The sequence below is a fragment of the Bacillus sp. S4 genome (assembly GCF_040838205.1).
Taxonomy (GTDB): domain Bacteria; phylum Bacillota; class Bacilli; order Bacillales; family Bacillaceae_G; genus Bacillus_A; species Bacillus_A cereus_U.
On the sequence record NZ_JBFPJI010000069.1, the window covers coordinates 1 to 14,680 of the forward strand.

Consider the following 14,680-nt stretch of genomic DNA (forward strand, 5'->3'; position numbering starts at 1 on the left):
TGCTGATCCTAAGAAGTCACCTTTTGTTACGTTTAATACTTGCTCGTTGTTCATAATTTTCATTCTCCCTTCTCTTATTTTTGTTACAAAGCTTCTATTATACTAATACGCTTGAAAGAAATACGATTAATGCTGTTAATACTACTGCTCCGCTTGCTGATCCTAAGAAGTCACCTTTTGTTACGTTTAATACTTGCTCGTTGTTCATATCATTCATTCTCCTTTTTATAAGTTATCTATATGTAATTTCTAAGAAATGATTAGTTCATAGTTTTCATATTAACGTTACATTGAAATTAATTACGTAACGTTTGTAACATTAATGTAACATAAGTATTATTACGTTGCAATATAATTACGTAAATTTTATTACACTTTTTTTACGTTTTTTTAAATAAACACTCAAAAACCTTGTTTTAATGCGTTTTCTACTACAATCATGTTCGTAACACTAGTGTAACATTACGGTCATAAAGCGAAATATAATATTATTCATCTCTATTTTGTTACAAAACAAAGTGAAACTTTAATCAGCAAGGGTTCCATTCCCTACTGATTATTCCCCCTCACCAATCGAGCTTTTACTGGCAAATTAATGCGGGATAAAATACTATCTTTCCAAGATAAGTTTATATGTTTCCTCTATATAACTATGTATAATGGAAACAAAGAGGTGGTCATTTTGAAATTAATCGCACTAGATATGGATGGTACACTACTATCATCTAATCTTGAAATCTCCAAAGAGAACTTACAAGCTATCCAAACCGCAAAAGAAGCTGGTCATATTGTAATGATTTGTTCTGGCCGTGCGAAAGAGGATGCTTTGAAATTATTGGAAGAATATAAACTATCTCTTCCAGTTGGAGCAAGCAATGGGGCAATTGTTTATGTGGACGGAAAAGTAATTAACTCGCGTTGTTTACAAAATGATAAAGTATACAAGCTTGCAAAATTACTAGAATCTGAGGGTTTCCCATATAAGTTGTACACAAATAAAGGGGTTTATTCTCCTTATACATGGCAATGTCAAGTCATGCAGGCATTCGAAGAAAATAAACATACACTAGATGTTACACTTGAGGAACTTGAAAGAATTACAGAAAAACAAAAGAAATCTAACTTAATTACTGATTTCCAAAAAATAGAGGATGTCGTAAATAATCCAGAATTAGAAATATCTAAATTCTTCATTTTAACATTTAATGCTGCTCATCGTTCACAGCTATTACAAACTTTACAAGAAGATACGGACATTTCAGTTACGGCATCAGCTCCTACTAATGTAGAAATTATGGATAAGCATGGTCATAAAGGCAATGGTTTGCAAGAAATGGCAGCTTATTTCAATATACCAATTGAAGATACTGTTGCAATCGGCGATAACTTTAATGACGTGCCAATGTTACAAGTTGCTGGTTTATCTATAGCAATGGGAAATGCCGAAGAAGATGTAAAAAAACTATGTGACGTTGTAACATTAACAAACAACGAACATGGTGTTGCTCATGCAATCGAGCAATTTGTATTGAAACAAACCTCATCTAGTAAATAAAAAAAGGACTCTTTCATTTTTTGAAAGAGTCCTTTTTTTACACATGGTGACAAGCAACAAAATGATCTTCGCCCACATTACGGAATTCTGGTACATTCGTTTTACAAACATCTGTAGCAAACGGACAGCGTGTATGAAAACGGCAACCTGATGGCGGATTTGCAGGACTTGGAATATCCCCCTCTAGAATAATCCGTTCCCGCTTAACCGTTGGATCAGGTATTGGTACTGCTGATAATAATGCTTTTGTATATGGATGAAGCGGATTTGCAAATAGCTCATCACGCGGCGCTGTTTCCACAATCGTTCCTAAATACATAATTCCAATTTTCGTACATAAGTGCTCTACAACACTTAAATCATGTGAAATGAATAAATAGGATAGTCCCTTCTTCTCCTGTAATTCACTAAACAAATTAATGATTTGCGCTTGAATAGATACATCTAGCGCCGCGACAGGCTCATCAGCCACAATAAATTCTGGATCTAATACCATTGCCCTTGCAATAACGATACGCTGACGTTGCCCACCAGAAAACTCATGAGGGTACCGGTCAATATGATACGGCGCTAAACCACATAACTCCAATACTTCTATCACCTTTTCACGGACATTTTCTTTCGTCGCTAGCCCATGAGCCAACATTGGCTCACCAAGCGCTTCTCCAATTCTCATTCTTGGATTTAATGAGCTAAATGGATCTTGAAAGACGAGCTGCATATTAGGACGATGCTTTCTCAGCTCCTCTTTTGAGAAAGCATGAACATCTTGACCTTTAAATTTCACTTCACCTTCTGTTTTTTGAACGAGACGGAGAATTGTTTTCCCTATCGTCGTTTTCCCACTTCCAGACTCTCCTACAAGGCCAAACACTTCTCCTTTATCAATTGTAAAGCTTACCCCATCTACCGCTTTCACATGTCCAATCGTCCTACTAAATACGCCGCCCTTAATCGGAAAATACGTTTTTAAGTTCTTCACTTCTAATAATGGTTCACTCATTGCCCAGCACGCTCCTCATATAACCAACAAGCTACTTTATGATCCTCATCATGCACATTAAGATTTGGCGCTTCATTTTTGCATATTTCCATGCAATGTTCACATCGACCACTAAAGTAGCAAAATTCATCTAAGCCAACTAAATTTGGAACTTGCCCTGGAATAGAATAAAGTTTATCTGTTCGTTTCCCCATTACTGGTTTTGATTTTAGCAACCCTTTCGTATATGGGTGTTTAGGATTTTGAAATAGCTCTACTACTGGAGCTTCTTCAATGACTTTACCACCATACATAACAACAACGTAATCGGCCATTTCCGCTACAACACCTAGATCATGTGTAATTAATAAGATAGACGTTTTAAATTCCTCTTTTACTTGTCTTAATAAGTCTAATATTTGCGCTTGAATCGTAACATCAAGAGCTGTTGTCGGTTCATCTGCAATTAATAACTTTGGATTACAACTAAGTGCAACAGCAATCATAATACGTTGTAACATTCCACCGCTCAGTTCATGCGGATAAGAATGGACAATTTCATCAGCACGAGCAATACCAACTTTACGAATTAATTCAATTGCTTTTTTGTATGCTTCGTTTTTGCTAAGTAGTTCATGCTCTCTTAACGTCTCAACAATTTGCTCTCCAACAGTGAAGACTGGATTAAGCGATGTCATCGGTTCCTGGAAAATCATCGCAATATCATTTCCTCTTAAACTACGAAGTTCTTTCTCTTTCATTCCTAAAAGGCTTTTTCCTTCATAAAGAATATCGCCACCAACGATGCCGCCAGATTCAGCAATAAGTCCCATAATAGATAAGGCCGTTACACTTTTCCCGCAACCTGATTCGCCTACTACACAAACTGTTTCACCTTCCCGAACTGAAAAGCTAACATGATTAACAGCCTTTACTGTCCCTTCTTCCGTCTGAAAGTGTGTTTGTAAATCCTTTATCTCTACTACTGCTTTACTCATGCTTCCTCACCTACCGCTTCATCTTTGGATCTAATGCATCACGAAGTGCATCGCCCAGTAAATTGATTGATACAACTGTTATAAAAATTGCAAAACCGGGTGGAATCCATAACCAAGGACGCTTTTGGAAATCAATTAATGAGTTTGCTGCGCTAATCATATTCCCCCACGATGGTGTAGGTGGAACGACACCAAGACCTAAATAGCTTAGTGCAGACTCTCCTAATATAGAACCCGCAACACCTAATGTTGATACAACAATTAATATTGGTAAAACATTTGGGATTAAATGATATACAATTTTGCGGTAATCTTTTATTCCTAACACATCAGCAGCCTGCATGAACGATTGTTCTCGAAGCGATAAAATTTGACCTCGTACGAGACGTGCAAGCCCTGGCCAACCTACTAAACTTAAAATAATCATAATGACATAAAGACGATAGTCAGATGGTACTTTCCATTCTGATAAAATAGCTCCCATTATAATAAGTAAGGGTAATCCTGGCATCGACATTAAAATATCTGCAAGACGCATTATAATATTGTCGACGATGCCACGATAAAAACCTGCAATAGCTCCTAATAAAGCTCCTAGTATAACTGATAAAACCATTGAAGCTAAGCCAATTGTTAATGAAATCCGCCCCGCTTGCATAAGCCTTGTTAAAATATCCCTTCCTAATTGATCTGTACCAAGCCAATGAGAAAAACTAGGTGGTTTGTTAATTAGCGCAACTTGTATTTTTCCGGATGCATACGGTGAAAAGAATGGACCGATAAAACAAAATAAAAACATAAAAACTAATGCATAAAACCCTATAAGTGCCATCTTATTTTTCTTTATCCTTTTAAAAGCTTGCCTCCACGGTGATGATTCATTCCGTCTTTTCTTTTTTGCTTTTTTCTCTGTAATTGCTGTAACAGTTTCCATCTCTTTCCCCCCTTACTTCAACCGAATACGTGGATCAACAACTGCATATACAACATCCGCTAAAAAGTTTGAAACAATTGTTAAACAAGAAAGAAACATCGTAAATGCCATTAATACTGTATAATCACGGAAATTAAGCGCTTCTAATTGAATATTGCCGATACCTGGCCAGTTGAAAATTTGTTCAATAATAATTGCCCCTGAAAACAATCCTGGTAACTCAAATGCAAGCAATGTAATAGCCGGTAAAATTGCATTTTTTAATGCATGTTTATAAATAACAGTCTTCTCCTTTAAACCTTTTGCTCTAGCCGTTCGAATATAATCTTGCCTTACAACTTCTAACATACTCGTTCTAAAATAGCGAGTTAATGAGCCTACTCCAAGGAGAGTTAAAATAAACACCGGTAAAACCATATGCTTTGAAACCTCTATTACGTAAGCAAGTCCAGTCGAATTACTGCCAACATCAATCATCCCGCCTATCGGTAATAACTTTAAATCAACCGCGAACACTTTAATTAAAAACAAACCGATAAAGAATGAAGGAAATGACATCGCTGCAAAAACACCAATTGTTACAAGCTTATCGAATAAGGAATGTTGCTTTGTTGCTGAAAATACACCGATAATAAGTGCAATTAGCCAAATAAAGAACAATGCAATAACCGCAACAATAAATGAATTCCATATGAATTTATTTAACAATGATGTTACAGGTTCTTGATATTGAAGAGAAAAACCAAAATCCCCCTGCAATGCATTACCTAGCCAGTGGAAATATCGCTCAACAATTGGTTTATTTAAACCATATAGCTCTCTAAGCTCCGCAGCTCTTTGTGGTGTAATCTTTGGATTTGAATCAATATAGTCACCTGGAAGAAGCGCGAACAAAAAAAAGATAATAACTGACGCACCCAACAATGTAGGAATCATTTGTAACAACCTACGAATGATATATGTTTTCACCCTTTTTCTCTCCAATCTTATGCTTAAAATAGAAGAACATTTTTTCAAAGCGGCACTATTAATTGCCGGATGAAAAAATGCCTTCTACTTATACATTCTTATCGTTATTTTTCAAATGATAATACTGGTAAGTTTGCACTAATACTATTGTATTTTTCAGGGTCAATTCCTTTTATATTCCCGTTATAACCCGTAATTGTTCTACGGTAGTTTAATAGAATGACTGGTGGGTCATCACTTAATTCTTTATACAGCTCTTTATAGATTGGTTTACGTTTTTCAATATCTACCGTTTCAATACCTTTTTGAATTAACTCATCTACTTTTGCATTCTTGTAACCAAGGCTAATTTCATTTGCACTAGACAAATATTCACCAGCTGTTTCACTTGGATCACTTGTAATCGGTGTCGAAACAGAAGCTAAATCATAATCACCTTTATTTACCTTAGACAGCATAGTATTAAAGTCCATAAATTCAGGATTAAATTCTACACCTATCTCTTTATAATTCTCTTTCGCAATTGGAATTAATAAATCACTATCCTTAGCCGAACTTGGGCCGAAATAAGAAAGCTTTAATTTTTGACCATCTTTTTCACGAATTCCATCCGAACCAACTTTCCACCCTGCTTCATCTAATAATTTTTTCGCTTTTTCTTTATCGTATTCATATTTATTAACTCCTTCTTCCGTATAAGCCCAAGAAGTTGGATGGATTGGTACACTAGCTACTGTACCGTACCCTTTTAATGCTGTATCAACATACTTTTGGCGATCTAACCCATAAATAAGTGCTTGGCGAACCTTTTTATCCTTTAAGTACGGCTTATTATTATTCATATAAATATAACTAAATGATGCTGCTGTTTCGATTTGAATATTCGCGAATTGTAAACCTTTCGCTTGTTCAAGAACTTCATCACCAGTACCTAGGCCAGTGTAGTCAACCTCACCTGTTTGGAATAATTGAAGCTTCGTATCACCAGCAGTAATTTTATAAATGAAGTTTGGAATTTTCGGTTTACCTGCATAATAATTTTCATTTGCTACAAATCGAACTTCTTGACCAGGAATATACTTTTCAAATTTATATGGGCCCGCAGCTATCGGTTTTCCATATAACCCTTTTAAATAATCTAAACTTGTATTTTGTTTATAGTCTTTTCCATAATAAGCTTTTGATAACACTGGGCCACCTAAAGCAGTTAGTGTCTGGGAATTAACTTTTTCAGTCGTAACTTTAATTGTCTGTGGATCAACAACTTGAATTCCTTCAATAGAAGTTGCTTTACCTTCTTTATATTCTTTTCCGCCTTTAACAGCATATTGAGAAATATCCATTTCACCCTCATATGCCTTATCATGTAAAAGCGTCAATGTGAACGCTACATCATCCGCTGTTAACGGTGAACCATCACTAAATTTTAAATCTTTACGTAAATGGAATGTATATGTTAACTGATCAGAGGAAACATCCCACTTCTCAGCTAATTCTGGAGTTGGTTTTCCTTGTTTATCTGTCGATACAAGAGATGCAAAAATAACAGAAGTTACATTTCCATCCCAGCCATTTTGCTGGAAGTATGGTAAAAAGACACCACCTGGTTTACTAATCCCAACAACTAACGTGTCTTTTCGACTTTTTGCTTTGTCAGGCACTTTCGTCTTATCTGTAGCAGCAATCTTTTCGATTTTTATATTTTTTAAATCTTGCTGTTTAACTGGTTCTGTAGAAGCCGTATCCTCCTGTCCCCCGCAAGCAGATAACACAAACGAACTACTCAGTAATACTGAAAATAAACCAGCCCATTTTTTTGTCTTTTTCTTCATTGTCCCCACCCTAACTTTTTTTTAATAATTACACCTTATGAACTGCTTGCCTTATGTATGCCTCCCACAGCAACATTTTATAGCCAATCGGAAAAGTCGGTTTTCAACGTAAAAAAACAGATGTTTTTGAGGGGTAACAATCTTATTCCGACCTTTCCGGTAGACTTTATGGTTATTAGCTTATATCTTTCAGTATATTTTGTCAATTATTTCTATATAAATATTTTGAGAGTTCTCCAAAAATTATTGAGCAATATTCAATTTAGGTAAACTTAACAATATACCATTATAGTTATCTTCTTGTAATCCTTGAATTCGTGCGTTGTGAGCAGAAACGACTTTACTATTGTTTAAGAAAATAACAGGTGGATCTTCACTTAACTCTTGATATAGTTTTTTATAGATTTCTTTTCGTTTTTCAATATCCAATGTTTCTAATGCCTGCTTAGCTAATTCATCTACTTTCGGATTATGATATCCATCATAATTACGCTTACTTGTCGAAACAAACTCCTCAATTGTTCCGCTCGGATCATCAATCATCGGTGTGGAGACCATCGCTAAATCATAATTTCCTTTAATTACCTTGGAAATCATCGTATTAAAGTCCATGTATTCAGGGTTGAAATCTACCCCAATCTTTTTATAATCCTCTTTCATAACGGGGATCATCACATCATTGATTTTACTTGCAGAAGAAGCAAAATAACTTACCTTCAATTTTTGGCCATCTTTTTCACGAATACCATCTGACCCAGCTTTCCAGCCAGCTTCATCGAGCAATTTCTTCGCTTTTTCTAAATTATATTCGTATTTATTGATTCCTTCTTCTGTATACGCCCACGAAACTGGTGTAATTGGTACATTAACAAGTGAAGCATAACCTTGGAAATACGTATCAATTATTTTTTGGCGCTCTAATCCGTAAATAAACGCTTGGCGTACACGTTTATCTTTAAAGTGTGGCTTCTTATAATTCATTTTAATATAGCCGTAAGAACTTCCTGTATACACATTAATATTAGCGAAACCTAGCTCTTTTAATTGCTCAATCGTTTCCGCATTTGTCGTGAAGCCATCATAATCTACTTCTCCCGCTTGAAATTGTTGCAAATTCGTATCACCTTTTGTAATTTTATAAATAAAGTGCTCAATCTTCGGTTTACCTTCAAAATAATTTTCATTTGCTACAAAACGAACTTCTTGACCTGGAATATATTTATCTAGTTTATAAGCTCCTGCTCCCATCGGTTTTCCGTATAACTCTTTTAAATACTCTAAATTTCCTTGCTTATATTCTTTACCGTAATAAGCTTTTGATATAACTTCTCCACCAATTAATGATAATGTTTGGGCATTTACCTTTTCAGTTGTAATCGTAATTGTTTTCGGGTCGATGACTTGAATCCCCTCAATAGATGTAGCCTTTCCTTCTTTATATGCTTGCCCACCCTTTATTGCTGTTTGACTTATATCAGTTGCTCCGCTATATGTCTGGTCATGTAGTAACGTTAATGTAAATGCTACATCGTCCGCTGTTAACGGCGAACCATCACTAAACTTTACATCATCTTTCAAATGTAACGTATATGTAAGCTGATCCTCCGAAATATCCCACTTCTTCGCTAGAATCGGGATTGGTTTTCCTTCCTTATCCAGTCCAACAAGAGGAGCAAAGATAGCTTGCGTTATATTGCCATCCCATCCATTCTCCATGAAATGCGGAAGGAATATCCCGCCAGGGCTCGGCATTCCAATTACAAAAGTATCTTTTCTTTCCTTTGCCTTTGCTGGACTTTTTACTTTGTCACTCGCTTTAATAAATTCATCTTTCACTTTTGGCATCTTTGTTGCTTTATTTGTACTTGTCTCTTCTTGAGCGCATCCTGCTAATAAAACCGATGTACTAAGAAACGTAGCAAATAACCCTTTAAAGACCTTTCGCATAATTCTCACCCTTACTTTCCTATTTTCTAATTGAGTAGTAACATAAAGCTCCTTTCTGTAACTATTCTTATTTTTCACATAAAAATAGTATGAATTAATTTCAAGATTATTCCTTTTCACTAGTTATGTCAATCCTGGCTAATTGATTTCTTTTAAAAAATAAAAAACACCTTCTATTACCTAATAGTCCCGCATAGAATAATAACAATTAACTACCAAGAAGGGGGCGAAAATATGGACAACCTATTCCAATATGTCCTGCACTATGTATTATTAACAATCATGATAGTCGGGGCGTTATTACTATTCCCTTTCTTCCCAAAGTTCGTCCTCTTTTTAGCTTTTTTTATTATGCTCGGGATCGCTATTATAATTTCAACGAGGGAAGATACCACACAAAAAGAAAGCAGAGTTCAGCGCGTAAAGCTGTAACTCTGCTTTCTTTTTTATCTTCAATCCCCAAGTCTCTATTACACACACTTATGTCTTGGGAAATAATTAGCCAATACTTTTGTAATTACTCTTATCAAAAACACTTCTAATAACGTTTATTTTCCTTCTTTCGTATGTTTCTCAACCTATGCAAATTGCGTAACAAAGATTTATCAAAATTACTGTTTCACGTGAAACACATTTTTTATTTATCCCGCATTAACGGGCAGTAAAACTCCCACCTCAAAATTCGGCTGGAGTAAAGAAGTTAGATGGGGGATTAACTGCCCGTAAACGCCCGATTGGTTCAACTAATAATCAGTGGGGGATGAACACCCCCCACTGATTAAAGTTTCACTTTATCCTTTACGTAAAATATTATTATAAAAAAGAAAGCTAATCCCTTCAGCAAAACTGAAAGGAATTAGCTTTCTACTCTTTACTCCACAATATTCTCTAACTCATTATATAACTCCGCTCGTAAAAACTCTTTTTTCGTTTTTTCTTCATATAATTGTTCAAGCATTTCAACATCAACTACATTTTCCATTTTACATTCGAGTGCATATATATCTTCTTCTATATGCATTAACTCGTTTTCAACTGCCTCTAAATCCCTAGACTTCTTCTTTTTTATAGGCATTACTTCTAACGCTTTATTCCCTTGCTGTTGCTGCTTCTGTTTTACTACTTGTTTCTCAATTCTTTCTTCCCACTTTTGACGAGCCCATGCATAGTTCCCTGCAAACTCAAATAATTTGTGCTCATCAATCCAATATGTCTTTTCAAACAATTTATTTAAGAAATAACGATCATGTGAAACAGCTAAAATCGTCCCATTATATTGTTCAAGGGCCTCCTCTAAAACTTCCCTTGATTCAATATCAAGATGATTCGTCGGTTCATCTAAAATAAGAAAGTTAACATCTTGATACATAAGTTGCGCGAGCCTTAACCTCATTTTTTCTCCACCGCTAAGTTGCGTTACTTTCTTAAAAACAGCTGGACCATAAAATAAGAAACGAGCTAATATATGTCTTGCTTCTCCCTCTGTTACAGCCACGCAATCTCTGAAAGCTTCCAATACATTGTTCTTCATATTCCCGTACGCATGTTGCGATAAATAACCGATTTTCACACTACTACCAATCCGAATTTCTCCAGCATCTTGCTGCATTTCTTTTAGTAATAGTTTTAATAACGTAGTCTTTCCTGTACCATTACGTCCAACGATAGCTGCGCGCTCTTGAAAACGAATATGCAAATTTACTTTCTCGAATAAAGATCGTTCATCAAATCCTTTACTCACTTCTTTCATTACAACAACATCTTTCCCGCTTCTCTCTTGCCCTTCAAACTGAAGTCCCATCTGTTTTCTATCCAAAATGGGTCTCTTTAGTTTCTCTATGCGCTCTAATGCACGTTCCATATTTCTGGCTCTCTTATGCAATCCTTCATTCGGCGGATTCGCTTGATTTGCCCATTCACGTAGACGCTTAATTGCTTCTTTCATTTTCTTTATTTTCTTTTGCTGTTCTTGATACGCTTGAAATTCTTGAAGCAGCCTTTCTTCCTTTTCCTCAACAAACTGTGAATAGTTCGTATGATATACGTGAATTTCTCCATCTTCTAAATCAAAAATTTTCGTTACAACTTCATCAAGGAAATAGCGATCATGCGAAATGACCATAACTGTTCCTGTATATTCTTTTAGAAATTGCTCTAACCACTCGACTGCAAATAAGTCCAAATGATTTGTTGGTTCATCTAACAAAAGTAGATCTGGTTTCTGCAATAGCATATACGCAAGGCTTACTTTTGTTTGTTCTCCACCACTTAACTCCATAAATGATCTTGGAAATAGTTCCGTCACCTGTAGACCATTTGCTACCTTCATAATATTCGCTTCTATTTCATAACCACCGAGAAACGCGTACCTTTCTTGAATTACTCCGTATCTCTCCATCAATTTTTGTAAAGCAGATGATTCCTGTTCTTCCGCCATATTTTTTTCTAAAGCATGCATTTCTATCTCCAACTCTTTTTCCTTTTTAAAAGCGGAGCTTAATACATCATATACATTCATTTCATTATTAAATTTTGGAATTTGTGCTACATGACCGATGCATGTACCTTTCTTCATATGAATGGCTCCTGCATCCAAACTCTCCATTCCTGTTAGAAGCTGAAAGATAGTTGTCTTCCCACTACCGTTACGACCAACTAATCCAATACGTTCTCCATTCTTTATTTCAAGCGATATATTTTCAAATATGATGTTTCCACCAAAAGATTTCTTTACATTATTTACACTGCAAATTGTCATTTTCCGTACTCCTTTCAATATAAAAAACCATGGGAAAGAAACATTCCCCATGGTTTTTGTCATAGAAAAAGGAAGCCAAATAGCTCCCTTTTCACACGTTTATCAAAAATGGGTGAAGAGACTTCTATCGTTCAATAGCTACTATGCAATTGTTAAAAAAGGGCATACGTATCCCGTTAACAACTGCATCATGAAAAATCGCACGACAAATATAGATATAATCTAAAAATTTTGCGCGCGTAGCTAAAGAACATTTCATCTCATTCACTCCTTTCGTACGGAATTTAATACTTACTTCTTTATTATACTTCCCCGATTTATGTTTGAATAGTCATTTTTCTGAAAATAATGAAGATAGACTAAACATTTCAATAAGTGACATCAAATCTTACAAAACTGTTATGTTCACGTAATGGAAAGCGATAGTACGAAAAGATGCCTCCCTATACAATAAAGATGTAAACAAGAGAGACAAAAACAAGGAGGAAACAATCATGATGAAAGAAATCGTAAAAGCAATCTTTGAGGTATTAGTGAACGGACAAGCAGTTGTAAAAGAACTAAACGAACTATAAAAGGGAGGAAAGAACTATGATGAACATGGTAAAAATGATCTTACATGCTTTAGTTGATGCGAAAGCAGTTAGCCAAGAATTAAACCAACAATAAAAAGGGGTATATGAATATGAAGAAAGCCATTATTGTAATCGCAAGTACAGCAATTGCCTTATACACAATAAAAAATAGAAAAAAGAAACAAAATGAAAATGCTCTATATTATCCATACACACTATTAAAGAAAAAATAAAAGACAAGGTACCCTATTGCAATGAGGATATCTTGTCTTTTATTTTTCCCTATTCCCTTTAAAGGATTTCCTTCTCCTTTTCCCGAATGTATTAAGCGGGATTTTTACATATATTTTAAAGGGGCATATACAAATGGATACACAACAACTATATTTTTTAAACGATATCGGTAAACAAAAACCAGAAAGCATTCGGAACAGAAGCGCTGCATGTCCTTTTTGTGACAGAGAAAATTTAACGGATATTTTAGCAACTGAGGGCTCTATTATTTGGTTAAAAAATAAATTTCCTACATTAAAGGATACCTTTCAAACCGTGCTAATCGAAACAGATAATTGCGAAGACCATATCGCAACATATACAGAAGAACATATGAGAAAACTAATTCGCTTCTCTATTCTCCATTGGTTAAACTTACAGGAAAATGAAGAATTCACTTCTGTGATTTTATACAAAAATCATGGTCCATTTTCAGGCGGAAGTTTGCATCATGCACATATGCAAATTATCGGAATGAAACATGTAGACTATCTTGAAAATATTGAGGAAGCAAATTTCCAAGGGGTAATTGTTCAAAAAAATGAACGCATTGAACTCAATATTTCAGAGCGTCCTATTATCGGCTTTACTGAATTTAATATCATCATTGAAGATATTGCATTTATAGATGAAATGGCAAATTATATTCAGCAAACTGTACGTTACATACTGACAGATTTCCACAAAGGGTGTAGTAGTTATAACTTATTCTTCTATCACTTAAACAGGAAAATCATTTGTAAAGTTGTTCCCAGATTTGTAGTTTCACCGTTGTATGTAGGATATAAAATACCACAAGTTTCTACAAAACTAGAAGATGTGAAAATACAACTAGTGCAGTATTTCACGAGAGAAAAGGATGAAATTATTCATAAAAAAACAGAGTAGGTATAGAAAACCTACTCTTTTATTACACCTTTATTTCGATAGTATACATCCTCTAATCCGATGTTATACTTCATATTGTTATCCGTCCACTCTGGTCCTAAATTCCCTGGCCATCCAGATGTATTCGCTATATATTTCAGTAATGCAAAATCAGTCAAACCTTTTTGCACCCCGCGCTTATAACCTTTCATTAAATGCGGCATTGCAATTTGTGCATTTATACGTGGATCTTTCAGCTCTTCATCAGTTAAATGATCTGGCGCAAGCCCACCACCGCGGTGTAATTGAAACAATCCGAATGAAGTTCCGTTATCTCCAACACTTCTTGGATTTAACCTACTTTCATGTTCGGCAATTGTAAGAGGTATCCATTCCGGAAGGTTTACTTTCTTTGCTTCCTCTATAATGATTTGTTTCATCTGTTTTACTTCTTCTGAATCAACATAGCTTGTTTCATTCATTAGCTTACCCATTCCTTCAGACTTTCCTTGGAAATATAAATACACTCCAAGAACAACTAAAAATCCTACAAAGAATTTCTTCACTACCTCTACCTCTTTCTCCGCTGAAATTTGTCCCCCTTCAGCCTTCCCTTTACAATTACCTACACTCTATCATTCTCTTACCCTTCAATCATAGCAAATAACTATACATATTATCATCATGCTTTAGACCGATTTTGCGAAAAAACAGTTGGTAAATACGTACAAAAATGTAACTTACATGGACTACAACTCATTTATTGTATATAATTGTAAATTGAATTCTATATAGACTAGGAGCATATATAAATGAAAAAATTCCTACTACTCTTTTTTAGCATTTTACTACTCTTTCCTATACATATCTCTGCACAAACATCACCCAAGCCAAAAGTACTTATTTTGTATAGTACAGAAAACAACAAAATTACAAACAATGTACAAATCCTTAATACTCAGTTAGGACACTTTACAAATAATATAACAG

At 35.1% G+C, this 14,680-nt stretch carries 15 protein-coding genes and 1 pseudogene; 5 read left to right on the plus strand and 11 right to left on the minus strand.

Annotation, left to right across the window (positions count from 1 at the left end; genetic code table 11):
* Both AB3X48_RS09920 and AB3X48_RS09925 read right to left on the minus strand, forming a co-directional pair.
* On the minus strand, positions 1-63 hold a 63-nt coding region (locus tag AB3X48_RS09920; protein WP_141490871.1), incomplete at its 3' end, for a DUF3948 family protein.
* A gap of 34 nt (positions 64-97) precedes the next feature.
* Entirely contained in the window at positions 98-217 is a 120-nt protein-coding gene (locus AB3X48_RS09925; RefSeq protein ID WP_002009865.1) for a DUF3948 family protein, read from the minus strand.
* 465 nt (positions 218-682) lie between these two features.
* On the opposite strand from AB3X48_RS09925, the gene AB3X48_RS09930 reads away from it, so the two are divergent.
* Positions 683-1,555 (plus strand): Cof-type HAD-IIB family hydrolase, encoded by an 873-nt coding sequence (locus AB3X48_RS09930; RefSeq protein ID WP_016103356.1) that lies wholly within the window; start codon positions 683-685, stop codon positions 1,553-1,555.
* Between the two features lie 37 nt (positions 1,556-1,592).
* Here AB3X48_RS09930 and AB3X48_RS09935 read toward each other — a convergent pair whose 3' ends face one another.
* The 6 genes from AB3X48_RS09935 to AB3X48_RS09960 all read right to left on the minus strand — a co-directional run bounded on the left by AB3X48_RS09935 (position 1,593) and on the right by AB3X48_RS09960 (position 9,217).
* The gene (locus AB3X48_RS09935; protein ID WP_016103353.1) at positions 1,593-2,558 is read right to left on the minus strand and encodes an ABC transporter ATP-binding protein; all 966 of its coding nucleotides are present in this window, start codon (positions 2,556-2,558) and stop codon (positions 1,593-1,595) included.
* Positions 2,555-3,535: an ABC transporter ATP-binding protein gene (locus AB3X48_RS09940; RefSeq protein WP_016103352.1), complete on the minus strand. Its 981-nt coding sequence runs from the start codon at positions 3,533-3,535 to the stop codon at positions 2,555-2,557. Before AB3X48_RS09940 ends, AB3X48_RS09935 begins: the two co-directional genes overlap by 4 nt.
* A gap of 10 nt (positions 3,536-3,545) precedes the next feature.
* A complete protein-coding gene (gene opp4C, locus AB3X48_RS09945) occupies positions 3,546-4,469 on the minus strand; it encodes an oligopeptide ABC transporter permease (protein WP_002063509.1) in 924 nt (307 codons plus the stop codon).
* A gap of 12 nt (positions 4,470-4,481) precedes the next feature.
* Positions 4,482-5,438, minus strand: a complete 957-nt coding sequence (locus tag AB3X48_RS09950; RefSeq protein ID WP_016103351.1) for an ABC transporter permease — start codon at positions 5,436-5,438, stop codon at positions 4,482-4,484.
* A gap of 104 nt (positions 5,439-5,542) precedes the next feature.
* The gene (locus tag AB3X48_RS09955; RefSeq protein ID WP_016103350.1) at positions 5,543-7,270 is read right to left on the minus strand and encodes an ABC transporter substrate-binding protein; all 1,728 of its coding nucleotides are present in this window, start codon (positions 7,268-7,270) and stop codon (positions 5,543-5,545) included.
* A 243-nt stretch (positions 7,271-7,513) separates the two neighbouring features.
* The gene (locus AB3X48_RS09960) at positions 7,514-9,217 is read right to left on the minus strand and encodes an ABC transporter substrate-binding protein (protein WP_033714552.1); all 1,704 of its coding nucleotides are present in this window, start codon (positions 9,215-9,217) and stop codon (positions 7,514-7,516) included.
* Positions 9,218-9,451: 234 nt separating this feature from the next.
* Here AB3X48_RS09960 and AB3X48_RS09965 point away from each other — a divergent pair, with 234 nt between their 5' ends.
* Entirely contained in the window at positions 9,452-9,649 is a 198-nt protein-coding gene (locus tag AB3X48_RS09965; protein WP_000369259.1) for a hypothetical protein, read from the plus strand.
* A 439-nt stretch (positions 9,650-10,088) separates the two neighbouring features.
* Here the strand turns inward: AB3X48_RS09965 and abc-f are convergent, their stop codons facing one another.
* Complete coding sequence (abc-f, locus tag AB3X48_RS09970; RefSeq protein WP_002124786.1) at positions 10,089-11,975, minus strand: ribosomal protection-like ABC-F family protein; 1,887 nt, start codon at positions 11,973-11,975, stop codon at positions 10,089-10,091.
* A gap of 124 nt (positions 11,976-12,099) precedes the next feature.
* The gene (locus tag AB3X48_RS09975) at positions 12,100-12,234 is read right to left on the minus strand and encodes an RAxF-45 family protein (protein WP_000650295.1); all 135 of its coding nucleotides are present in this window, start codon (positions 12,232-12,234) and stop codon (positions 12,100-12,102) included.
* 420 nt (positions 12,235-12,654) lie between these two features.
* Between AB3X48_RS09975 and AB3X48_RS09980 the strand changes: the two genes are divergently transcribed.
* Together AB3X48_RS09980 and AB3X48_RS09985 are read left to right on the plus strand one after the other, a co-directional pair.
* A complete protein-coding gene (locus AB3X48_RS09980; protein WP_002029408.1) occupies positions 12,655-12,783 on the plus strand; it encodes a hypothetical protein in 129 nt (42 codons plus the stop codon).
* A gap of 133 nt (positions 12,784-12,916) precedes the next feature.
* Entirely contained in the window at positions 12,917-13,711 is a 795-nt protein-coding gene (locus AB3X48_RS09985) for a DUF4931 domain-containing protein (RefSeq protein ID WP_016103348.1), read from the plus strand.
* An 11-nt stretch (positions 13,712-13,722) separates the two neighbouring features.
* On the opposite strand, the gene AB3X48_RS09990 is transcribed toward AB3X48_RS09985, so the two are convergent.
* Positions 13,723-14,256 (minus strand): transglycosylase SLT domain-containing protein, encoded by a 534-nt coding sequence (locus AB3X48_RS09990; protein WP_002159554.1) that lies wholly within the window; start codon positions 14,254-14,256, stop codon positions 13,723-13,725.
* Between the two features lie 246 nt (positions 14,257-14,502).
* Here AB3X48_RS09990 and AB3X48_RS22070 point away from each other — a divergent pair.
* Positions 14,503-14,680: pseudogene (locus AB3X48_RS22070) on the plus strand (DUF2334 domain-containing protein); the annotation flags it as partial.